The sequence below is a fragment of the Variovorax sp. GW821-FHT09B05 genome (genome assembly GCF_059418265.1).
Window position 1 is genome coordinate 93113 of the sequence record NZ_JBWKPN010000013.1, and the last position, 22085, is coordinate 115197.

General features: G+C 69.1%; 20 protein-coding genes. 4 read left to right on the top strand and 16 right to left on the bottom strand.

Annotated elements, in window-relative coordinates:
* Positions 1–12 precede the first annotated feature (12 nt).
* The 3 genes from AC07RM_RS29175 to AC07RM_RS29185 all read left to right on the top strand — a co-directional run bounded on the left by AC07RM_RS29175 (position 13) and on the right by AC07RM_RS29185 (position 2985).
* Positions 13–1362 (top strand): glycosyltransferase family protein, encoded by a 1350-nt coding sequence (locus tag AC07RM_RS29175; RefSeq protein ID WP_495336754.1) that lies wholly within the window; start codon positions 13–15, stop codon positions 1360–1362.
* A 125-nt stretch (positions 1363–1487) separates the two neighbouring features.
* Positions 1488–2162 (top strand): class I SAM-dependent methyltransferase, encoded by a 675-nt coding sequence (locus AC07RM_RS29180; protein ID WP_495336755.1) that lies wholly within the window; start codon positions 1488–1490, stop codon positions 2160–2162.
* A 13-nt stretch (positions 2163–2175) separates the two neighbouring features.
* Positions 2176–2985, top strand: coding sequence for a galactosyltransferase-related protein (locus AC07RM_RS29185; protein WP_495336756.1), 810 nt, complete (start codon positions 2176–2178; stop codon positions 2983–2985).
* 33 nt (positions 2986–3018) lie between these two features.
* Here AC07RM_RS29185 and AC07RM_RS29190 read toward each other — a convergent pair whose 3' ends face one another.
* The 5 genes from AC07RM_RS29190 to AC07RM_RS29210 all read right to left on the bottom strand — a co-directional run bounded on the left by AC07RM_RS29190 (position 3019) and on the right by AC07RM_RS29210 (position 8197).
* Complete coding sequence (locus AC07RM_RS29190) at positions 3019–3894, bottom strand: CgeB family protein (RefSeq protein ID WP_398499308.1); 876 nt, start codon at positions 3892–3894, stop codon at positions 3019–3021.
* Positions 3895–3995: 101 nt separating this feature from the next.
* Positions 3996–4526, bottom strand: coding sequence for a M48 metallopeptidase family protein (locus tag AC07RM_RS29195; RefSeq protein WP_495336757.1), 531 nt, complete (start codon positions 4524–4526; stop codon positions 3996–3998).
* Positions 4527–4562: 36 nt separating this feature from the next.
* Entirely contained in the window at positions 4563–5822 is a 1260-nt protein-coding gene (locus tag AC07RM_RS29200; protein WP_495336758.1) for an Hsp70 family protein, read from the bottom strand.
* Positions 5819–7369: a lysine--tRNA ligase gene (lysS, locus tag AC07RM_RS29205; protein ID WP_495336759.1), complete on the bottom strand. Its 1551-nt coding sequence runs from the start codon at positions 7367–7369 to the stop codon at positions 5819–5821. The genes AC07RM_RS29200 and lysS overlap by 4 nt, the downstream gene beginning before the upstream one ends.
* Positions 7370–7543: 174 nt before the next feature.
* Positions 7544–8197: an LON peptidase substrate-binding domain-containing protein gene (locus AC07RM_RS29210; protein WP_256222764.1), complete on the bottom strand. Its 654-nt coding sequence runs from the start codon at positions 8195–8197 to the stop codon at positions 7544–7546.
* A gap of 49 nt (positions 8198–8246) precedes the next feature.
* Between AC07RM_RS29210 and AC07RM_RS29215 the strand changes: the two genes are divergently transcribed.
* Positions 8247–8801, top strand: coding sequence for a YggT family protein (locus AC07RM_RS29215; RefSeq protein ID WP_057592332.1), 555 nt, complete (start codon positions 8247–8249; stop codon positions 8799–8801).
* A gap of 75 nt (positions 8802–8876) precedes the next feature.
* Here the strand turns inward: AC07RM_RS29215 and accD are convergent, their stop codons facing one another.
* The 11 genes from accD to AC07RM_RS29270 all read right to left on the bottom strand — a co-directional run bounded on the left by accD (position 8877) and on the right by AC07RM_RS29270 (position 21973).
* The gene (gene accD, locus AC07RM_RS29220; RefSeq protein ID WP_057592272.1) at positions 8877–9749 is read right to left on the bottom strand and encodes an acetyl-CoA carboxylase, carboxyltransferase subunit beta; all 873 of its coding nucleotides are present in this window, start codon (positions 9747–9749) and stop codon (positions 8877–8879) included.
* Between the two features lie 104 nt (positions 9750–9853).
* Positions 9854–10699: a tryptophan synthase subunit alpha gene (gene trpA, locus AC07RM_RS29225; RefSeq protein WP_296801467.1), complete on the bottom strand. Its 846-nt coding sequence runs from the start codon at positions 10697–10699 to the stop codon at positions 9854–9856.
* A complete protein-coding gene (gene trpB, locus AC07RM_RS29230; protein WP_093348722.1) occupies positions 10699–11976 on the bottom strand; it encodes a tryptophan synthase subunit beta in 1278 nt (425 codons plus the stop codon). Before trpB ends, trpA begins: the two co-directional genes overlap by 1 nt.
* Before the next feature lie 48 nt (positions 11977–12024).
* Positions 12025–12726 carry a phosphoribosylanthranilate isomerase gene (locus tag AC07RM_RS29235; protein WP_057592269.1) on the bottom strand — a complete coding sequence of 234 codons (702 nt, stop codon included), beginning with the start codon at positions 12724–12726 and terminating at the stop codon, positions 12025–12027.
* Positions 12723–13535 carry a tRNA pseudouridine(38-40) synthase TruA gene (gene truA, locus AC07RM_RS29240; protein ID WP_057592268.1) on the bottom strand — a complete coding sequence of 271 codons (813 nt, stop codon included), beginning with the start codon at positions 13533–13535 and terminating at the stop codon, positions 12723–12725. The genes AC07RM_RS29235 and truA overlap by 4 nt, the downstream gene beginning before the upstream one ends.
* A 33-nt stretch (positions 13536–13568) precedes the next feature.
* A complete protein-coding gene (locus AC07RM_RS29245) occupies positions 13569–16238 on the bottom strand; it encodes a FimV/HubP family polar landmark protein (RefSeq protein ID WP_495336760.1) in 2670 nt (889 codons plus the stop codon).
* Between the two features lie 262 nt (positions 16239–16500).
* Positions 16501–17643, bottom strand: a complete 1143-nt coding sequence (asd, locus tag AC07RM_RS29250; RefSeq protein ID WP_057595813.1) for an aspartate-semialdehyde dehydrogenase — start codon at positions 17641–17643, stop codon at positions 16501–16503.
* A gap of 93 nt (positions 17644–17736) precedes the next feature.
* Entirely contained in the window at positions 17737–18837 is a 1101-nt protein-coding gene (gene leuB, locus AC07RM_RS29255; protein WP_093348729.1) for a 3-isopropylmalate dehydrogenase, read from the bottom strand.
* A gap of 34 nt (positions 18838–18871) precedes the next feature.
* Positions 18872–19528, bottom strand: a complete 657-nt coding sequence (gene leuD, locus AC07RM_RS29260) for a 3-isopropylmalate dehydratase small subunit (RefSeq protein WP_093348732.1) — start codon at positions 19526–19528, stop codon at positions 18872–18874.
* 14 nt (positions 19529–19542) lie between these two features.
* On the bottom strand, positions 19543–20964 hold the full coding sequence (gene leuC, locus AC07RM_RS29265; protein ID WP_093348735.1) for a 3-isopropylmalate dehydratase large subunit: 1422 nt from the start codon (positions 20962–20964) through the stop codon (positions 19543–19545).
* A gap of 43 nt (positions 20965–21007) precedes the next feature.
* Positions 21008–21973 carry a LysR family transcriptional regulator gene (locus tag AC07RM_RS29270; protein ID WP_296780162.1) on the bottom strand — a complete coding sequence of 322 codons (966 nt, stop codon included), beginning with the start codon at positions 21971–21973 and terminating at the stop codon, positions 21008–21010.
* Positions 21974–22085 lie beyond the last annotated feature (112 nt).

Consider the following 22085-nt stretch of genomic DNA (forward strand, 5'->3'; position numbering starts at 1 on the left):
CTGGAGTGACCCATGCCCCTGTGCCTCAGCCTTCTTCAGCGCGCGGACGAGGCGGTGCTGCGCAACCATGCGCACTACTGCCGCCTGTTCGGCTATCCGCACCAGTGGGCCGACACCGAGCGCATCGCTCATCCGGCGCTGCGCGCGAGCGCCAAGTACAGCCAGATCCTGCGCCACCTGCGCACGCTGGCCGAGGGTGACTGGCTGCTGTTCCTCGACGGCGACTCGGTGGTGTTCCACCCGGTCGCGGTCGAGGCGCTGATGCAGGGGCGCGACCTGGTCGCGCTCGAGGGGCCATCGACCGGCGACCGCGCCGGTCCGGCCATGACCAACATGCTGGTGCTGCGCAACACGCCCGGCAACCGCGCGCTGCTGCATCAACTGATCATCGACGCCGGCCACGTGGTCGCGCTCGAATCGCCGCGCCTCGACGAGACCGCGCGACTGGCACCGGCGGGGCTCCTGCCCTGCAACAGCGTGCTGGCCGAAGCCTACGTCAACGTCTCGTGGCGCGTCTCGCAGTGGCACGACGCGCGGGTCTTCGTGGTGAACCTCGCCGCGCTGCCGGTGCCGCTGCCCGACGGTGGCTGGCGCGACGAGATCCTGCACGACCTGAACCTGCAGGCGCTGCTGGTGCGCGAGGTCAACAGCGCCCTGATGCAGGGCCGCCCGGTGCTGCAGCCGCCCGCCTATCCGGCGCTGTCCGAGGAGGCGTGCACCAGCATCAATCCGCAGGCGCGCATCGCCTTCCTCACGCTCTACACCCACCACATCGCCACCTACGCGCGGGTGTCGGAACACAACGTGCGCCGCTACTGCGAGCGCCATGGCCACGCGTACCACGTGTACCGGGCGCTGCCCGAGGCGATCGGGCCCGGCATCAACGGCTCGTGGGTGCGCACCTGGCTGCTGCAGCAGCACCTGGCGCAGCACGACTGGGTGATCTGGGTCGACGCCGACGTGGTCTTCCGCAACCAGGCGCGCCCTTTCGAGCCGCTGCTGCAGGGCCGCGACCTGCTGCTGGCCAAGGACGTCGGCGCCTGGCGCTTCAATTCGGGCGTCATGGGTTTTCGCAACACGCCGGCCAACCTCGCGCTGCTGGAACGCATCTGGGCGCGCATCGGCGAGGTGGCCGACAAGTCCCAGGTCTACAGCAGCCTGGGCGACCAGCACTACACCAACGAGGTGCTGAAGGAGGAGGGCCTGCTCGGCGAGCACAGCGTGCTGGACAACCTCAGCCTCAACACGCCGCCGCTGTTGGCCGACGAGGACACGCTGCTGGTCCATTTCGTGAGCCTGTCCGAGCCCTACCGGTCGGTGTACATGGCCGCCATGGACGCGGCCTCGCAGAAGAGCCGCTAGCCGCCGGCCGTGGGCGATCAAAGCCCGCGCAACCGTGCAGAACCTGACACCGCGGCGCCCGCCGCGCCAGGGCGCTCCTGTACAGTCGTACGCCCCAGAACAGCAGCGAGAGCAGAGGGATTCCCATGGCGCACATAGGCTATTCCTGGCCCACCTTCGACGTCCTGACGCAGGAGATCATCCGGGCGATCGACCCGCAGCGCATCCTCGACATCGGCGCCGGGGGCGGCAAGTACGGCGCGCTGCTCAAGGACATCGTTCCGCGCTGCGAGCTCACCGCGCTCGAATGCGACGAAGCGGCCTTTCCGGGCCTGCGCGAAACGGGCTACCACCACATCCTCCCGATCACCGCCGACGGGCTGTACAAGCAGAGCAGCGACCTCTACGACGTCGTCATCCTCGGCGACGTGATCGAGCACATGCTGCATTCGCAGGGCCGGGACCTGCTGGAGTTCCTCAACTACCGCTCGCGCTACATCCTCATCTCCACGCCCGAGTGCATGCCGATGAGCCGCCCCGTCTTCTTCGAGGGCCACAACTCGCTCTGGCGGCCCGATTCCTTCTCGTGGCACGACTACTGGGCGCACCAGCAGTGCGGCGTGATGCATTTCTACCTGCTGCGCGGCCACGACAACTGGGCCGGCCCCGGCCTGGCGGAAGTGGTCGAGAAGGTGAACGGCGCGGGCATCTTCAACCGCTACCAGGACGAGAAGACCCAGCCGGTGCAGCTCGAGATCCGGGACACCCGCTTCAAGCAGCCCGCGGGCGACGACAACTTCATCCTCTACCGGCCTTTCTGAGAGCCACAGCGCCATGGCCGAAGCGAACAAGACCTCCCTGCGGGACATCGACATCATCGTGTCGTACCGCGAGGCCAACGAGGAGCGGCGCGAGAACCTCTACACCGTGCTCGCGCACCTGGGGCGCACCTACACCGACTACCGGCTGTGGCTGCTCGAGGCCGCAGCCACGCCGAGCTTCGACTGGCGCCGGCTCGACGATCCGCACATCCGGCATGTCTTCGTGCCGCACGATGGTCCGTTTCCCAAGTCGATGCTTTACAACACCGGCGTGCGGCTCGCGCGCAGCCCGGTGATCTGCTTCCACGATGCCGACTCGATCGCCCAGCCGCAGTCGCTGCGGGCCTGCATCGACGCCCTGATGGAAGGGCAGGACAGCGATGCGCTGTGTCCCTACTGGTCGGTGATCAACGTCGCCGGCGCGCTCAAGCAGGGCTTCATGGCCGACCCGGACTATGGCCGCCTGGCTGCCATCGATCCGCAGCGATTGCCCGAGGATGCGATCGTGCTGTACCCCAATGCCAACGGCGGCATCGTGCTGTTCAAGCGCAGCGAGTACATCCGCGTGGGCGGCTACAACGCGCGGCTCGAGGGCTGGGGCGGCGAGGACGACGAACTGCTGCGCCGCGCTTCGCGGCTCGGTGTGCGCTGGCACTCGATGAACGTGCCGATGTTCCACCTGCACCATGACTCGGTCTCGCGCGGCGAGCACATCGAGCGGATTCGCGATACCGAGAATGCGCGTGCGCCGGAGGCGATTGCCGACATGTCGCAGGAAGAGGTCGAGGCGCTGGCCGTCGAGCTGTCGGCCTTCTTTCGCTGAACCGGGGCGCCGGCCTGCGCGCTCGCGGTCGGCTCAGCCGCCGGCTTGTTGCGAGCGCCACGCGAAGAAGCGCTCGATCGCGGGCTGGATGAACATCGCTTGCGACGTGGCCGTGAAGAGCCGGTGACCCAGCTCGGCGCGTTCCCGGCGTTCTTCCGGTGCCGACAGCAGCCGCTCGGCCGTGTCCGCGAGCCGCTCATAGGGCTCGCCGAAGACCCCCTCGCGCAGCTCGGTCCGCAGCTCGCTGTCGTCGTAGATCTCCGTCAGGATCGGCTTCTTCGCGACGAAACCGACTGCCAGCCGCGGAATCTCCACCGTGCGCGTGGCGTCGAGGAAGCTCACGTTGAGCAGCAGGCGGCTGCGTGCCAGCAGGGCGGCGCGCTCCGCCACCGGGATCGAATGGTGCGCCACGACGGTCATTCCGCGCGCGCGCAGCGCCTCCAGCAGGCGCATGCGCCGATCGTTGAGGCTGCCGAAGAAGAGGACGTCGATGTCTTCGGCCACGGGCGGGTCGGACGCCGGCGGCGGCAGGATGGCGCCGGCCTGGTAGCCGTAGGGCACCAGGTCCGCGCGGGCGATGCCGAGCTCCGCGTAGCGCCGGAAGTTCAGCGCGCTGTATTCCCACACGTAGCTGTTGCGCAGGATCTCCAGGTAGGCCGGCGTGAAGGCATTGCCGCCTTCGACCAGTTGCTCGATGTTGACGACGATGCAGTCGGGCCCGAGGTGCGCCAGCTGGTTCCAGGTCAGTCCGGCCGCGAACATGACGATGTTGACGCGGCGCGTGTCGACCTGCGCCTGCTGCCAGTTGACGTCGTAGCCGAGTTCGAGGAGCCCGAGCCTGAAGCCCTCGACGATCTCTCCGATGAACTGCGGATCGCCCGCCGATGTCAGGTGCAGTGGATGTTTCATGGACTCCCTCTTTCTCTTTGGGGGCGCGCCTCCCGAATCGCGCGCCATGCGAGGGCGATTGTGTGCACGGCCGCGGCCCCAGGCAAGCCGCCGCGCCCTGCTCAGGATGCGGCGGGCGGCGTGGCCGCCGATTCCCACAGGCGCATCCCGCCCGCCTCGATGTGCGTCAGGTACAGCCGCAGATCGAACTCCAGCTGGTGGTAGTCCGGCTCCATGTGCGTGCACAGCGCATAGAAGGCCTTGTCGTGGTCGCGCTCCTTCATGTGCGCGAGCTCGTGCACGACGATCATGCGCAGCCAGGGAGCAGGCACGGCCTTGAACAGGTTCGCGACGCGGATCTCCTGCTTGGTCTTGAGCTTGCTGCCTTGCACGCGCGACACGGTGGTGTGGGTGCCCAGCGCATGTCGGATCACGTGCAGCTTGCTGTCGAAGATCACCTTCGACAGCGGCCCGGCCTTGCGCATGAACTCGTTCTTGAGCCCGGTCGTGTAGAGGTAGAGCGCCTGGTCGGTCTGCACGGCATGCGCGCCCTCGGGGTAGCGCTCGCGCAGCCAGGTGCCCAGGCGCTCTTCGTCGAGCAGTCGGCGCACCTGCGCCTGCAGCGTCGTCGGATAGGCCGAGAGGTACTTCATGCGCGATGGCACGACCGATGACGCGGAGCCCGCGGCTCAGCGTGCCGCGAAGGCCAGCCCCGAGGCCACGCCGCCGAACAGGTCGCCCTCGACCAGCGGCACGCCCGCGAAGCTCTTGCGCAGGGCCTGCTGGAAGGGTCGCAGCGCCGAGGAGCCGCCGGTGAGGTAGATCGCATCGAGCTCGTTGCTGCGCAGGCCGGCGCGCTTGACGCAGGCATGGGCGCAGGCGATCACCGCTTCGAACTGCGCCGCGAGCTGCTGCGCCATGTCGGCCGGCGACAGGGTGCTCGTGAGGCCGGGCTCGGCGCAGTCGAGGTCGATGACGGCGGGTGCGTCGCTGACCGAGGCGTCGATCTTGGCCTGCTCCACCGCGCCGAGCACGCGATGGCCGTGGCGTTCGTCGAGCACCGCCATGAGCCGGTCGTGCAGCCGGGTGTCGGCATAGCTGGTACGCAGCTCGCGCGCCTGCCGCGTGGCTTTGGCGAGGTACAGCCAGTTGATCAGGTGCCACGACGACAGGTCGAAGAAGACCTTGCTCGGCACCTCGCGGCCCTGCGGCCCGTGATGGCCGAAGCCCAGCAGCGGCATCACGCGGTCGAGATTGAGCCGCTGGTCGTAGTCGGTGCCGCCGATGTGCACGCCGGTGGTGGCCAGCACGTCGTCGCCACGCTCCTCGCGCGCGGCGCGCTCGGGGCCCAGGCGCACCACGGTGAAGTCGGAGGTACCGCCGCCGATGTCGACGATCAGCACCAGCGATTCCTTGCGCACGCGCTGCTCGTAGTCGAAGGCGGCCGCGATCGGCTCGAGCTGGAAGGCGATGTCGCGGAAGCCCGCGGCGCGCGCGGCGGCGCGCAGGCTCTGCTCGGCGCGCTCGTCGCGCTTGCTGTCGTCGTCGACGAAGTGCACCGGCCGGCCGATCACCACGCGCTCGGGCAGGCGGCCCATCTCGCGCGCGGCACGCTCGGCCATCTCGCGCAGGAAGCGCGCGATGATGTCCTCGAAGCTCACGAGGCCGTCGAAGATCGCGGTCTTCTCCTGCATCAGCGGGCTGCCCAGCAGGCTCTTGAGCGAGCGCATCAGCCGGCCTTCGACGCCGGCCAGGTAGAGCGCGATCGCGTCGCGGCCGAAGTGCGTGCTGCGGTCCTCGGCGTTGTAGAAGATCGCGGTGGGCAGGGTGGTGGCCGCGCCTTCGATCGGCAGCAGCCGGGTGGCGCCCGCGATGCGGCAGGCGACGGCCGAATTCGAGGTTCCGAAGTCGATGCCGATCGCGGTGGCGTTCGCGGCCGCGGTGCTCAAGATTCCCTGCGCAGCGCGGGGAACAGGATCACGTCGCGGATGCTCGGCGAGTCGGTCAGCAGCATCATCAGCCGGTCGATGCCGATGCCGCAGCCACCGGTGGGCGGCATGCCGTACTCGAGCGCGCGCACGAAATCGTGGTCGTAGTACATGGCCTCGTCGTCGCCGCCGTCCTTGGCCGCCACCTGCGCGTTGAAGCGCGCAGCCTGGTCCTCGGCGTCGTTGAGCTCGCTGAAGCCGTTGCCGAACTCGCGCCCGGTGATGTAGAGCTCGAAGCGCTCGGTGACCTCGGGGCGCTCGTCGTTGGCGCGCGCCAGCGGCGAGATCTCGGTCGGGTGCTCCATGATGAAGGTCGGCTGCCAGAGCTTCTCTTCGACGGTCTCCTCGAAGTACATCACCTGCAGGCTGGCCAGGCTGCGCTGCGAGAGCTTGTCCTTCTCCTCGCTCAGGCCCAGCTTGCGCAGGGCGTTGACGAGCCAGGCGCTGTCGTCGACCCCGTCGCCCGCATCGGTGTGCTTGAGGATCGCCTCGCGGATCGTCAGGCGCTCGAAGGGCTGCGTCAGGTCGACCGGCTTGCCCTGGTAGGTGAGCTGCTGCGTGCCCACGGCCTTGTCGGCGATGGTGCGGATCAGCGTCTCGGTGAAGTCCATCAGGTCGCGGTAGTTCCAGTAGGCCGCGTAGAACTCCATCATCGTGAACTCGGGGTTGTGCCGCACCGAGATGCCCTCGTTGCGGTAGCTCCGGTTGATCTCGAACACGCGCTCGAAGCCGCCGACGATCAGGCGCTTGAGGTAGAGCTCGGGCGCGATGCGCAGGAACATCTCCTGGTCGAGCGCGTTGTGGTGCGTCTTGAAGGGCTTGGCGTTGGCGCCGCCCGGGATCGGATGCAGCATCGGCGTCTCGACCTCGAGGAAGTCGTTGGCCACCATGAATTCGCGCAGCGCGCTCACGGCCTTGCTGCGCGCGGTGAAGCGCACGCGCGCCGACTCGTCGGTGATCAGGTCGACGTAGCGCTGGCGGTACTTCTGCTCCTGGTCGGCCATGCCGTAGAAGTCGCCCGGCAGGGGACGCAGGCTCTTGGTCAGCAGGCGCAGCGCGGTGACCTTGATCGACAGCTCGCCGGTCTTGGTCTTCATCAGCGTGCCTTCGGCGCCGAGGATGTCGCCGAGGTCCCAGCGCTTGAACTCGGCATAGACCTCTTCGCCGACCGCGTCGCGCGTGACGTAGAGCTGGATGCGGCCGGTGGCGTCCTGCAGGGTCGCGAAGCTGGCCTTGCCCATCACGCGCTTGAGCATCATGCGGCCGGCCACGCTCACGGCGACGTTCTGCGCCTCGAGCGCTTCGGCTTCGACGGCGCCATGCGCCTCGGCGAGCGCGGCGGCGCGGTGGCCCGGCTTGAAGTCGTTGGGGAATGCGACGCCCTTGCCTTCGGTCTGCGCGGTGCGCAGCAGCTTGAGCTTCTCGCGGCGTTCGGCGATGAGCTTGTTGTCGTCGACGGCGGGCGTGGTCGCGGCCGGAGCAGGGGTGGGCGGCTGTTGTTCGGACATGGGGAGGCGGTAGGGGAGGCGCGCGCAGGGAAATTCGGCGCGAAAGGCGGGATTTTAGCCCAGGCGATGGCGCGCGAATTCCGGCGAACCCGTCGCCGGCCTTGCGCCATCAGCTATCAAATTCGAAGCGCGAAACGAAGCGGGGCGGGCCCTTCGGCCCTGTCGCCCGAGCGCTCAGGCGATGCCGGTGCGCGCCAGCAGATCGCCGACCAGCTCGAGCCGCATCAGCGGGCTCTCGAGCTCCATCAGCCGCTGCCGCAGCTCGAGCTGCATCGGCACCAGCTCGCACCAGCGGTTGGCGACCCAGCCGCAGTCGTCGTAGCGGTAGGGCGCGCCGATCGGCAGGCGCACCGGCGGCGAGCCGGTGGCGTCCTGCGCGCGCTTGCGCTCCTCGAGCGTGTCGACCAGGCGCCGCAGCGCGGTGGCGGTGTGCTGCAGGTCCTCGGGGATCTCGAGCGCGACGTCGTCGGGGAGGATCGCGACGTCGGCGATCCACAGGCCGTGCTTCTGCAGTTCGCTGTGGCGCACGCGAAAGCGCTGCGTGCCCACGCACTCGATCTGCAGCAGGCCGCTTTGCGGCGATTCGAATTCGCGGATCACGGCCAGCGTGCCGACCTCGGCGAAGCGCTCGGCCTGCGCGCCGGCCTTGCGCACCTCGGTGCCGCTCGTGAGGTTCACCACGCCGAAGGGCACGCCGCCCTTGCGGCACTTGCCGATCATGTCGAGGTAGCGCACCTCGAAGATGCGCAGCGGCAGCAGGCCGCCGGGGAAGAGGACCGTGCCGAGCGGGAACAAAGGCAGGGAGTTCAGAAGGGGTTGTGTCGTCATCGAAGAGCCTTGCGTGGCTATCATCGCACTCCGCTTCACCTCGCGCGCCATGCTCTATCAGATCCCATCGTTCCTCCTCGACGTGATCGTCGGCCTGCTCGGCGGCGCCTGCCTGCTGCGGCTCTACATGCAGTACCACCGCGTGCCCTTCGGCAATCCGCTGGGCCGCTTCATCTTCGCCATCACCGACTGGATCGTGCTGCCGCTGCGGCGCCTGCTGCCGGCCGTCAAGAAGTGGGACCTCGCGAGCGCCGTGGCTGCCTGGCTGCTGGTGATCGCCAAGTTCCTCGTGCTGTGGCTGCTGATCGGCAACCTCGGGCGTATCGGCGCGCTGCCGCTGGTGTCGTTCATCGGCCTGCTGCAGCTCGCCGTGTCGGGACTGACCGCGCTGCTGGTGGTGTACGCGGTGCTCTCGTGGGTGCCGGGGGCCTCGCCGATGCTGCTCGACCTGATCTCGCGCCTGGCCGAGCCGCTGGTGCGGCCGTTCCGCCGCGTCATTCCGCTGCTCGGCGGCGTCGACCTGTCGCCGCTGGCCGCGATCGTCGTGCTGCAGGTGATCGCTATCGTGCTGAACAACCTGCTGGTGCTGGCCTACCGGCTCTGACCGTTTGCAGGCCCCATGAAAAAAGCGCCCGGAACCGCGAGGTTCCGGGCGCTTCGTCTTTCGAGAGGCTCTGAATCAGCTCACCGCATCCGCCGGTTGGCGCAGCAGCATCGCGAGCGTGCTGGCGATGGTCTTGCGCAGTTCGCGGCGGTCGCTGATGAAGTCGATCGCGCCCTTGGTCTGCAGGAACTCGGCGCGCTGGAAGCCTTCGGGCAGGGTCACGCGCACGGTCGATTCGATCACGCGCGGGCCGGCGAAGCCGATCAGCGCCTTGGGCTCGGCGATCACCACGTCGCCCATGAAGGCGAAGCCGGCCGACACGCCGCCCATGGTCGGGTCGGTCAGCACGCTGATGTAGGGTAGGCCCTTCTTCGCGAGGCGCGTGAGCGCGGCGTTGGTCTTGGCCATCTGCATCAGCGACAGCAGGCCTTCCTGCATGCGCGCGCCACCGGTGGCGGTGAAGCAGATGAACGGCACCTTCTGCTCGATCGCGGTCTCGACGCCGCGCACGAAGCGTTCGCCGACCACGCTGCCCATGCTGCCGCCCATGAATTCGAACTCGAAGCAGGCGACCACCACGCTGATGCTGTGGACCGAGCCGCCCATCACGACCAGCGCGTCGGTCTCGCCGGTGTTCTCCAGGGCTTCCTTGAGGCGCTCGGGGTACTTGCGGCTGTCCTTGAACTTGAGCGCGTCGACCGGCAGCACTTCCTGGCCGATCTCGTAGCGGCCCTCGGCATCGAGGAAGGCGTCGAGGCGCGGACGCGCGCCGATGCGATGGTGATGGCTGCAGCTCGGGCAGACGTTCTGGTTGTGCTCGAGGTCGGTCTTGTAGAGCACCGTCTCGCAGGCCGGGCACTTGATCCACAGGCCCTCGGGCACCTGGCGGCGCTCGGCGGGGTCGGTCTGGGCGATCTTGGCGGGTAGCAGTTTTTCAAGCCAGCTCATGGGCATTCCTAGGTTCGCGCGAAGGCGGGAGAGCCTTCGGGGCCGTCAGTGCCCCTTTCGTGCTTTTTCGCATGACGAAAGGGGCCTGACGAGGGCAGCGGCGATTATCGGCCAGCCGCATTCTTCGCGGTAGCCGCCGGCAAGGCATCGAGCGCCTCGCGGATGCCCGCGAGGAATTCATGCACCGCGGGCACCACCTTCTCGCGCGGCTGGCCGTCGATCAACTGGATGATCTTGGTGCCGATCACGACCGCGTCGGCCGCCGAGCCCACCGCCTGCGCGGTGCTGGCGTCGCGGATGCCGAAGCCCACGCCGACCGGGATGCCCACGTGCTGGCGGATGCGCGGGAGCATGCGGCCGACCGCCTCGGTGTCGAGGTGGCCGGCGCCGGTCACGCCCTTGAGCGACACGTAGTAGACGTAGCCGCTCGCGATGCGCGCGACCTGCGCCATGCGCTCGTCGGTGCTGGTGGGCGCCAGCAGGAAGATCAGGTCGATGCCGGCTTCGCGCAGATCGGCGGCGAACTGTTCGCACTCCTCGGGCGGGTAGTCGACCACCAGCAGGCCGTCGACGCCGGCCGCGGCCGCGTCGCGGATGAAGGCGTGCTTGCCGTGCACGAGGTCGTAGCGCTCGACCGGGTTGGCATAGCCCATCAGCACCACGGGCGTGCCCGTGTCCTTCGCGCGGAAGGCCGCGACCATCGCCAGCACCTGCTTCATGCCGATGCCCAGCGCGAGCGCGGCTTCGCCGGCCTGCTGGATCACCGGGCCGTCGGCCATCGGGTCGGAGAAGGGCACGCCGAGTTCGATCACGTCGGCACCGGCCGCGACCATGCCGTGCATGAGCTCGGGCGTGATGTCGGCAAAGGGGAAGCCGGCGGTGACGTAGGGGATGAGCGCGCGGCGCCCGTCCTTCTTCAGCGCCTCGAAGGTGGCTGCAATGCGGCTCATCACTTGCCTCCCTTCACGCTCAGGCCGCGCATCGAGGGCCGGTCGTAGAAGTCGACGCCCGCGAGGTCTGCGACGGTGCCGATGTCCTTGTCGCCACGACCCGAGAGGTTGACCAGGATCGACTGGTCGGGGCGCATGGTCTTCGCGAGCTTCAACGCGTGGGCCACGGCGTGGCTGGATTCGAGCGCGGGAATGATGCCCTCCGTGCGGCACAGGTAGTGGAAGGCCTCGAGGGCCTCGAGGTCGGTGACGCCGACGTACTCGGCGCGGCCGATGTCGGCCAGGTACGCATGCTCGGGGCCCACGCCGGGGTAGTCGAGGCCGGCGCTGACGCTGTGCGTCTCGGTGATCTGGCCGTCCTCGTTCTGCAGCAGGTAGGTGCGGTTGCCGTGCAGCACGCCCGGGCTGCCGCGCAGGATCGAGGCGGCGTGCTTGCCGCTGTCCAGGCCTTCGCCCGCGGCCTCGACGCCGATCAGCCGCGTGCCGGCGAACGGGATGTAGGGGTGGAAGATGCCGATCGCATTGCTGCCGCCGCCCACGCAGGCGACCACCGCGTCGGGCTGCTTGCCCTCGGCCTCGCCGGTGATGCCGTCGGCCGCCAGCATCGCGGGCATCTGCTCGATGCACTCGGTGCCGATCACGCTCTGGAAGTCGCGCACCATCATCGGGTAGGGGTGCGGGCCGGCGACCGTGCCGATGATGTAGAAGGTGTTCTCCACGTTCGTGACCCAGTCGCGCATCGCCTCGTTGAGCGCGTCCTTCAGCGTCTTGCTGCCCGATTCCACCGGCACCACCGTGGCGCCGAGCAGGTTCATGCGGTAGACGTTGGGGCTCTGGCGCTTCACGTCCTGGCTGCCCATGTAGACCACGCATTCGAGGCCGTAGCGCGCGCAGATGGTGGCCGTGGCCACGCCGTGCTGGCCGGCGCCGGTCTCGGCGATCACGCGCGGCTTGCCCATGCGACGCGCGAGCATCGCCTGGCCGATCACGTTGTTGATCTTGTGGGCGCCGGTGTGGTTGAGGTCCTCGCGCTTGAGATAGATCTGCGCGCCGCCCATCTCGCGGCTGGTGCGCGCGGCGTGGTAGATCGGCGAGGGCCGGCCGACGAAGTGCTTGAGCTCGTAGTGGAATTCGGCCAGGAAGGCCGGGTCTTCCTTGTACTTCGCGTACGCGTCGCGCAGCTCGTTGATCGCGTGGGTGAGCGTCTCGCTCGCGAAGGTGCCGCCGTAGTTGCCGAAATGGCCGGTGGCGTCGGGTTGCTGGTAGGTGCTTTGCATGGTTCTCGATCGTTGGGCCGCAGCCCGGTCGACAACCGGGTGCGGCGGCTAACTGGAGAAGGACGAGGCGTCGGCCGCTCTCACCGCGGCGACGAATTGCCGGATCTTGCCGGCGTCCTTCAGGCCCTTGTTCCCGGGACCGTCGATCTCGACGCCCGAGCTCACATCAACGGACAGCGTCTTGCAGCGTGTCCGCAGCGTGCGAATGCCATCGCCCACGTTTGCAGGTGTGAGTCCACCACTCAAGACGAGGTGAGCGTCGACGGCGGGTGGAAGAAGTGACCAATCGAATGCCTTGCCGCCACCGCCATAACCGTCGACATGGGCGTCGAGCAGGATGGCCTGGGCGTTTGAGAAATCGGATGCGTATTTTACGAGGTCGAAGCGGGCGCCGGCCTCGCCGAGGGGAATGCGGGCCGCGCGCATGAAGCGGAAGCGGCCGTTTCCGCTCGCCGCGAGGCAGTCGGCGGGCGTTTCATCGCCATGGAACTGGGCGATGGCACCCGGCACGCGGGCCAGCGCGGCGATGGCCTCGGCGGGTTGCGCATCGACGAACAGCAGCACCGGCGTGACGAACGGCGGCAGGCGCGCCGCCAGCACGGCCGCGCGTTCGGGCGCGATGGCGCGCGGGCTCTTGGGGTAGAGCACGAAGCCGACCGCATCGGCGCCGGCTTCCACGGCGGCATCGAGGTCGGCCTCGCGCGTGAGGCCGCAGATCTTGATGCGGGTGCGCGGCGGGAGAGGGCTCATGGCGGGCCATCATAGGCCGCGCGGGCGGCCTGGAAGGTGGCCTCGGCCGGCAGACCCCACTTGGCGTCGTACAACGGGCCGAGGAAGTACAGCCCGTCGGGCGAGAAGGTCGGCGCCGCCGCGTCGCGGCTGCGCGCGGCGAGCACCTCGCTGATCCACTCGGGCGACTCGGCGCCCCGGCCCACGCGCACCAGGCAGCCCATCAGGTTGCGGATCATGTGGTGCAGGAAGGCATCGGCCTCGAACTCGAACTGCCAGCGGCAGCGCTCGCCCTCGCCGTGGCGCGTGATCTCGATGCGCCGCAGGTTCTTGACCGGCGAGCGGGCCTGGCAGGCCGAGGCGCGGAACGAGCTGAAATCGTGTTCGCCGATCAGCAGCGCGGCCGCGGCGCGCATCGCGTCGCCGTCGAGCAGGTTCATCGACCAGCCGACCCGCCCCGCGTCGAGGCTGGGGCGCACCGGCGACTGCGAGAGCACGTAGACGTAGCGCCGCGCGAGGGCGCTGGCGCGGCAATGGAATTCGGCCGGCACCGGGTGCGCCCACTGCACCGCGATGTCGTCGGGCAGGTAGCGGTTGGTGCCGCGCATCCAGGAGAAGGGTTCGCGCTGCACCTCGGTGTCGAAGTGCACCACCTGCATCAGCCCGTGCACGCCGGCGTCGGTGCGGCCGGCGCACAGCGTGGAGATGCGTTGCGCGGCGAACTGGGACAGGGCCTTCTCGAGCTTGTCCTGCACCGTGCGGCCCGAGGACTGGCTCTGCCAGCCGTCGTAGGCCTGGCCGTTGTAGCGGATGCCGAGCGCCAGCCTCACGAAACCAGGAACAAGGAGGCCGGCGCCGCGCGCTCAGCGCAGCTCGGCGAGCAACTGCCGCGCCTGCGACTTGAGTTCGCCGGCGCTTTCGGCTTCGACTTCCTCGACCAGCGAGCGCGCGCCCTCGACGTCGCCGATGGCCTGCAGCTCGCGCGCCAGCGACAGCTTGACGGCATGCGGGCTCTCGTCGTCCTCATGGGCCGACGCCGACGGCGCGGGATGGTCGGCGCCGTTGCCCGAGCGGGCGGGCAGGCCGGCCAGGGCGCTCATGTCGAACTCGATGAAGCCCGAATCGGCCGGCAGGCCGGCACCGCCGCGCAGCACGGCCGGGCGGGTGTTGTCGGCGTCGTTGAGCGAGCCGGGCAGGGTGTCGAGCGGCAGCGCGCCGGGGGCGGTATCGAAATCGTTCTCGAGGTCGACCGTCGGCTGCGCAGCCAGGCTGGCGGACGGAGGCGTCGTCGGGCGCGCGGCCGGGGCGGGCGCATAGGCCGACTTCGGCAGGCTGGCGCCGACCGGTGCCAGCGGCGGCGGTGCGGGCGGCTGGCTCAGGTCGAGGTCGAAGTCGAGCGGTGCCACCGAGGGCACGAAGGCCGGAGCGGCTGCCACCGGGGCCGGGGCGGGCGCGGGCTTGGCGGCAACCGGCGGGCGGGCCGAGGCGGCCGCCAGCGCGGTCGCGAGGGCGGCGCTCTCGGCGGGCGTGGCGCTGCGCGGCGTACCCGATTCGTACAGCGGGTTCCCCGGATCGAGTTCCTTGCCCATGTCGACCACGCGGGTCCAGTCGGCGCCGCTGCCGCCGGTGAGCTTGTGCACTTCGGTGGCCAGGCCTTCGTAGGCGCGCAGGTCGCGGCGCTTGGCGTGGATCTCGAGCAGCTTCAGGTGGATCGCCGTGCGGTCGGGATTCACGCGCAGCGCTTCGCGCAGGATTTCCTCGGCCTGCAAGTCGCGGCCGTAGGCCAGGTAGACGTCGGCCTCGGCCACCGGGTCGACGTCGCCAGCATCGAGCTGGCTCGGCGAGTACGACAGCGAGGAGACGGTGGAATCGCCGCGGTTCTTGGTGTCGACCGATTCGCCGCCGCTGGCGCCGAAGAAGGAGTCCTTCGGGATGCGGCTCTCGAGGAAAACGCTCTCGCTCATTTCCTCGCGCCGGCGCCCCAGCACGCGGTAGAGCAGGAAGCCGATCAGCAGCGCGATCAGCGCGATGCCGCCCAGCATCAGCGGGTTGTCGAGCAGTTCGTCGAGGAAGCTGCGTTCGGGCGGCGGAGGCGGCGGCGCCACGACCTTCTTGGGCGCGGGCTTGGGTGCGGGTGCCGCGGCACTGGCCGCGGGGCTCGGAGCGGGGGCGCCGGTGGCTGCAGCGCCTTCGGTGGGGGTGGCGGCCGCGGCGGCTGCTGCCGCTGGCGCAGCTTCGACGGCGGGCGTCGCTGCGGCCGGGGCCGGCGTGGCTGCAGCAGCGGGTGCCGGTGCCGGTGCCGGTGCCGGCGCGGCAGCGGGGCTCGGTGCGGTGGCGGCGGGGCCGGCGACCGGCACCGGGATGCCCGGCGTCGTGGCGGGCGCGGCGGCTGGGGCGGCCGCAGCGGCGGGCGTGGGCGCGGCCGAAGGCGCCGCGGCGGTCGAGCCACCCGCGGCCTTGAGCTTGTTGAGCTCCTCGATGTTCTTCGACAGTTCGGCGGCGCGGGCGCTGCGATCCTGCGCCTGGCGGGTCTGCGCGACCTTTTCCTCGGCCGCACGCGCGGTGGCGCTGCCTTGCGAGATGGTGAGCTTGTCGGGCGCGGCGGCGGCTGCGTTGCGGTCCTCGACATTGGCCTGCACCCGGCCGCCGGCGCGGCGGCTGGCGCCGGCCACGTTCGAGGTCGGGGCGTTCTCGGCCAGTCGCTGGCGGTAGGCGCCGAAGTCGCGGCTCTGGGCCGTGACCGTGCGGCGGGCTTCCGCGGCCGGCACCGCGCCGGCTTCGGCGGCGCTCGGCAGGTCGAGCACGGCGCCGGCCTTGATGCGGTTGACGTTGCCGCCGATGAAGGCATCGGGGTTGGCCATCAGCAGCGCGACCAGCATCTGGTCGAGCGAGATGTCGGCCGGCTTGTTGGCCGCCGCGATCTTGCCGGCGGTGTCGCCGCGCTGCACCGTGAGCTGTTCGCCACTGCCCGCCGGACGGGGCGCAGGGGTGACGGGTGCGGCGGAGGAGGCCGCGGACGGTGCCGGTGCCACGGTGACCGGCGCGGGCGCCTCGGCCGGTGCGCGGCGCGTGCGCGCGACGACCGGGCCCGGGCGCTCGACAGGTGCCGCGACCTGCGGCGAGACGGGGGCGATCGGCGTGCCGGCATCGGCCGCGGGGCGCGCGGCCGGCGGATCGAGCAGCACGGTGTAGTCGCGCACGATGCGGCCGGTGCTGCCGTTGGCTTCGAGCAGCAGGTCGATGAAGGGGTCGTTGAGCGGACGACTGCCGTTGAGGCGCACCACGTACTGGCCGCCGGCGCGGCGCTGCAGCGTTGCGCGCACGTCGCTGAGGGCCGGGTTGTAGGGCACGCCGGCCGCCTTGAAGGCGTCGGCGGTGGCCACGTTGATCTTGAGGCTGTCGGCTTCGGCGGTCGTGATCTCGGTCACGTCGATCTCGGCCCGCAGCGGTTCGCCCAGCGCCGACTGCACCTTCAGCGGACCCAGTGCCAACGCGCTCGCATCGGTGCTGGCCAGACCCATCGCCACGGCCACCGCCGCACTCAGGACGGACAGGCGAACGCCGTTCAGGGGAAGGGAGGAGCGAGCGGCCGATGGGCAGGCCGCGGGCAACAGATGTCTTGTCATGCTGATAGGGGGGCGGCTCAGGCCCAGAAATTGTAAGAGGACGTTAGCATCATCACCCCCTACTGACAAGGCAGTGCGCCCGTTCTACCCAGTGCGCGCATACTTACGAACACATCTTCTGTCGCCTTTCGACAACAAGGGGGTAGGCAACGGGCGCGAACTGCCCCCATCAGGCTTCCAGCAGGATGCGCAGCATGCGGCGCAGCGGTTCGGCGGCGCCCCAGAGGAGCTGGTCGCCGATGGTGAAGGCGCCGACGTACTCCGGGCCCATCGCCAGCTTGCGGATGCGGCCGACCGGGATGCCCATGGTGCCGGTCACGGCCACGGGCGTCAGGTCCTGCAGGGTGGCTTCGCGGGTGTTCGGCACCACCTTCACCCAGGCGTTGTCGGCGGCGATCATGGCTTCGATGTCGGCCACGGGCACGTCCTTCTTGAGCTTGAAGGTCAGCGCCTGGCTGTGGCAGCGCATGGCGCCGATGCGCACGCAGAAGCCGTCGACCGGCGTGGCCGCGGTGCCGAAGCCCGCGCCCTGGCCGAGGATCTTGTTGGTCTCGGCGCCGCCCTTCCACTCTTCCTTCGACATGCCGTCGCCCAGGTCCTTGTCGATCCAGGGGATCAGCGAGCCGCCGAGCGGGGCGCCGAAGTTGGCGGTCTCGGCCGCGCTCAGGTTCTGCTGCTTGTGCAGCACCTTGCGGTCGATCTCGAGGATGGCGGACTTGGGGTCGTCGAGCAGCGAGCGGACTTCGGCGTTGAGCGTGCCGAACTGCGTCAGCAGCTCGCGCATGTGCTGCGCGCCGCCGCCCGAGGCGGCCTGGTAGGTCATGCTGGTCATCCACTCGACCAGGCCGGCCTTGTAGAGCGCGCCCACGCCCATCAGCATGCAGCTCACGGTGCAGTTGCCGCCGATCCAGTTCTTGCCGCCGTTGGTCAGCGCGTTCTGGATCACGGGCAGATTGACCGGATCGAGCACGATGATCGCGTCGTCCTTCATGCGCAGCGTGGAGGCGGCGTCGATCCAGTGGCCGTTCCAGCCGGCGGCACGCAGCTTGGGGAACACCTCGGTCGTGTAGTCGCCCCCCTGGCAGGTGATGACGATGTCGCACTTCTTCAGAGCCTCGATGTCGTGCGCGTCCTTGAGGGCGGTCTCGTTCTTGGCCATCGCCGGGGCCTTGCCGCCGGCGTTGGAGGTCGAGAAGAAGACCGGCTCGATGAGGCCGAAGTCGTTTTCGGCCTGCATGCGGTCCATCAGGACCGAGCCGACCATGCCGCGCCAGCCCACGAGGCCGACCAGAGGTTGAGATGCGTTCGCCATTTGAGTGTGCCCTTTAAGAAAAAAGAAAGTCGCTGGTTTCTCTTTGCGCCCGACTCGTCAGGAGCCGGGTGGGCGTGACGAAGCGGGCTGCGGTTAGCCGGTAATCGTCTTTTTGGTGATCGAGGCCGAGAGTGCCGCCACCACGGCGTCGCCCATCTCGATGGTGCCGACCTTGCGGGTGCCCTCCGACCAGATGTCCCCCGTGCGCAGGCCAGAGGCCAGCACATGCTTGACCGCCGACTCGATCCGGTCGGCAGCTTCGGCTTGGTTGAGGGAGAAACGGAGCATCATGGCAGCGGACAGTATTGTAGCCAGGGGATTGGCGACCCCTTTGCCGGCAATGTCGGGCGCGCTGCCGTGGCTGGGCTCGTACAGGCCCTGGTTGCTGGCATTGAGCGAGGCCGAGGGCAGCATGCCGATCGAGCCCGTGAGCATCGCGGCCTCGTCCGAGAGGATGTCGCCGAACATGTTGCCGGTGACCACCACGTCGAACTTCTTGGGCGCCTTCACGAGCTGCATGGCGGCGTTGTCGACGTACATGTGGTCGAGCTCGACGTCGGGATAGTCCTTGCCGACCTCGGTCACGACGTCCTTCCAGAACTGGAAGGTCTCGAGCACGTTGGCCTTGTCGACGCTGGTCACGCGCTTGCTGCGCTTGCGGGCGGCCTCGAAGGCCACGCGCGCGATGCGTTCGATCTCGGGGCGCGAGTAGCGCATCGTGTCGAAGGCTTCCTCGGCGCCCGGGAAGTGGCCGTCGACCGCGGTGCGGCGGCCGCGCGGCTGGCCGAAGTAGATGTCGCCGGTCAGCTCGCGGATGATGAGGATGTCCAGGCCCGCGATCAGCTCGGGCTTGAGGCTCGAGGCGCCCACCAGCTGCTCGTAGCAGATGGCCGGGCGGAAGTTGGCGAACAGGCCGAGGTTCTTGCGCAGGCCCAGGATGGCCTGCTCGGGGCGCAGCGGCCGGTCGAGCTTGTCGTACTTCCAGTCGCCCACCGCGCCGAACAGCACCGCGTCGGCCTCCTTGGCGAGCTTGAGCGTCGAATCGGGCAGCGGGTGGCCATGGGCCTCGTAGGCGGCGCCGCCAACCAGGGCGGTCTCCAGCTCGAACTTCAGGTCGAGCACCTGAAGCACCTTGACGGCTTCCGCCACGATTTCGGTGCCGATGCCGTCACCAGGGAGAACTGCGATTTTCATTGGGTGGTTGTCGAAGGAAGTGAAACGGGAACGCTCAGGCGTTGGCGAGCATCGTGTGCGCGAGCCAGGGCTTCTGCGCCAGCCGCTCGGCCTCGAAGGCCTTGATCTTGTCCTTGTGGCGCAGCGTGAGTCCGATGTCGTCCAGGCCGTTGATCAGGCAGTACTTGCGGAAGGCCTGCACGTCGAAGGCGAACTCCTGGCCGTCGGGCTTCACCACTACCTGGCGCTCGAGGTCGATGGTCAGCGAATAGCCCGGGAAGGCGAAGGTCTCGTCGAACAGCTGGGCCACCTGCGTCTCGGACAGCACGATCGGCAGCAGGCCGTTCTTGAAGCTGTTGTTGAAGAAGATGTCGGCGTAGCTCGGCGCGATGATGGCGCGGAAGCCGTACTGGTCGAGCGCCCATGGCGCATGCTCGCGCGACGAGCCGCAGCCGAAGTTCTTGCGCGCCAGCAGCACCGAGGCGCCCGCGTAGCGCGGCTGGTTCAGCACGAAGTCGGGGTTCGGCTTGCGGCTGGCCGGGTCCTGGCCGGGCTCGCCCGGATCGAGGTAGCGCCATTCGTCGAACAGGTTCACGCCGAAGCCGGTGCGCTTGATCGACTTGAGGAACTGCTTCGGAATGATCGCGTCGGTGTCGACGTTCTCGCGGTCCATCGGGGCCACGAGGCCCTTGTGCACGGTGAATTTCTGCATGGGGTGTCTCCTGGTCAGGCGAAGGTGCGCACGTCGACGAAATGGCCGTGCACGGCGGCCGCGGCGGCCATGGCCGGGCTCACGAGGTGGGTGCGGCCGCCCGCGCCCTGGCGGCCTTCGAAGTTGCGGTTGCTGGTCGAGGCGCAGCGCTCGCCGGGCTCGAGGCGGTCGGCGTTCATCGCCAGGCACATCGAGCAGCCGGGCTCGCGCCATTCGAAGCCCGCGGCCTTGAAGATCTGGTCGAGCCCTTCGCGCTCGGCCTGTTCCTTCACCACGCCCGAGCCGGGCACCACGAGTGCCAGCTTCACGTTCTTCGCGACCTTCTGGCCGAGCTTCTTCACCACGGCCGCGGCCTCGCGCATGTCCTCGATGCGGCTGTTGGTGCACGAGCCGATGAACACCTTGTCGATGAAGATGTCGTTCATCTGCTTGTTCGGCTCCAGGCCCATGTAGACCAGCGCGCGCTCGATGGCGCCGCGCTTGCTGCTGTCCTTTTCCTTGTCGGGATCGGGCACGCGGCCGTCGATCGCCACCACCATCTCGGGCGAGGTGCCCCAGGTGACCTGCGGCTTGACCTGGGTCGCGTCGAGCTCGACCACAGTGTCGAACTTCGCGCCGGGGTCGGACTGCAGCGTGCGCCAGTAGGCCGCGGCCTGGTCCCATTCGACGCCGGTGGGCGCCAGCGGGCGGCCCTTGATGTAGGCGACGGTCTTCTCGTCGACCGCCACCAGGCCCGCGCGCGCGCCGGCCTCGATCGCCATGTTGCACACCGTCATGCGGCCTTCCATGCTGAGGTCGCGAATGGCCGAGCCGGCGAACTCGATCGTGTAGCCGGTGCCGCCGGCGGTGCCGATCTTGCCGATGATGGCCAGCACGATGTCCTTGGCCGTGCAGCCCAGGGGCAGCTTGCCCTCGACCTTCACGAGCATGTTCTTGGCCTTCTTGCCCAGCAGCGTCTGCGTGGCCATCACGTGCTCGACCTCGCTGGTGCCGATGCCGTGCGCGAGCGCGCCGAAGGCGCCGTGCGTGGAGGTGTGCGAGTCGCCGCAGACCACCGTCATGCCCGGCAGCGTGGCGCCGGTCTCGGGGCCGATCACGTGCACGATGCCCTGGCGCTTGCTCAGGAACGGGAAGAACGCGGCGGCGCCGAACTCGGCGATGTTGTGGTCGAGCGTGGTGACCTGTTCCTTGCTGGTCGGGTCGGCGATGCCTTCGTAGCCGCGCTCCCAGCCGGTGGTCGGCGTGTTGTGGTCGGCGGTGGCCACCACCGAGCTGATGCGCCACAGCTTGCGGCCGGCTTCGCGCAGCCCTTCGAAGGCCTGCGGGCTGGTGACTTCGTGCACCAGGTGGCGGTCGATGTAGAGGATCGCGGTGCCGTCTTCCTCGGTGTGGACGACGTGTTCGTCCCAGATCTTGTCGTAGAGCGTGCGTGCCATGTCGGTCTCTTCTCTTTCGTGGGGAAATGGATTGTCTTGTGTTTCAGGCCGCGAGCCGGTCGGCGCCGGGTTCGGCTTCGGCCTCGGTGGAGGAGGCCGCGTGCAGGTGGTTCACCAGCGTGCGGGCCGCCACCGGCAGCGTGGAGAAATCGCGCGCCACCAGCCGGATCTCGCGCGCGGCCCAGGCGTCGGACAGCGCCACGCTGACCAGCCCGCGGCCGATGCCGTCCTGCATCAGCTCGAAGGCGCGCTGCGGCATCACGCCGATGCCCAGGCCGTTCTGGATCATCCGGCACATCGCATCGAGGCCGGTGACGTGGATGCGCAGCTTGACGCTGCGGCCCGCGAGCAGCGCGGCCTCGTGCATCGCCACGTAGATCGAGCTGTTGGTGTGCAGGCCGACGTGGTCGTAGTCGAGCGCGGCGATGAACTCGATCGCGCCCTGGTCAGCCAGCGCGTGGCCCGCGGGCACGATCAGCGCGAGGCGGTCGTGCCGGTAGGGCAGGCTCTGCAACTCGCCCGCGCCGCCGGCCACGTGGCACACGCCGAGGTCGGCCGCGCCTTCCTGCACCGCGCGGATCACCTCGGTGCTCAGGTGCTCCTCGAGGTCGATCTTGATCGCTTCGTGGGCGCGCGTGAACACGCCCAGGTCTTCCGGCAGGAACTGCACGATGGCCGAGATGTTGGCGTGCACCCGCACGTGGCCGCGCACGCCGTCGGCGTACTCGCTGAGCTCGCCCTGCATCTTCTCGAGGCTGTAGAGCACCGAGCGGGCGTGGTGCAGCAGGCTCTCGCCGGCCGGCGTCAGGTCGACGCCGCGCGCATGGCGGTAGAGCAGCGTGGTGCCGAGCGTGGCCTCGAGGTCCGACAGCCGCTTGCTGATGGCCGAGGCGGCGATGAATTCGCGCTCTGCGGCGCGGCCGATGCTGCCCAGCTCGCACACGGCCACGAACAGCTGCAGCGACGTGAGGTCGATGCGGCGGGCAAAGTTGCGTTCGGACGTGCTCATGGGGGCTTGGGCATCGCATCTGGCGATGAGTCGGCTATTTTCTTCCTGTTTTCATGCGGCTGCCATCGTGATATGAGATGGCCTTGCTGCCCGGGCGCGAGGAGGGCCATGC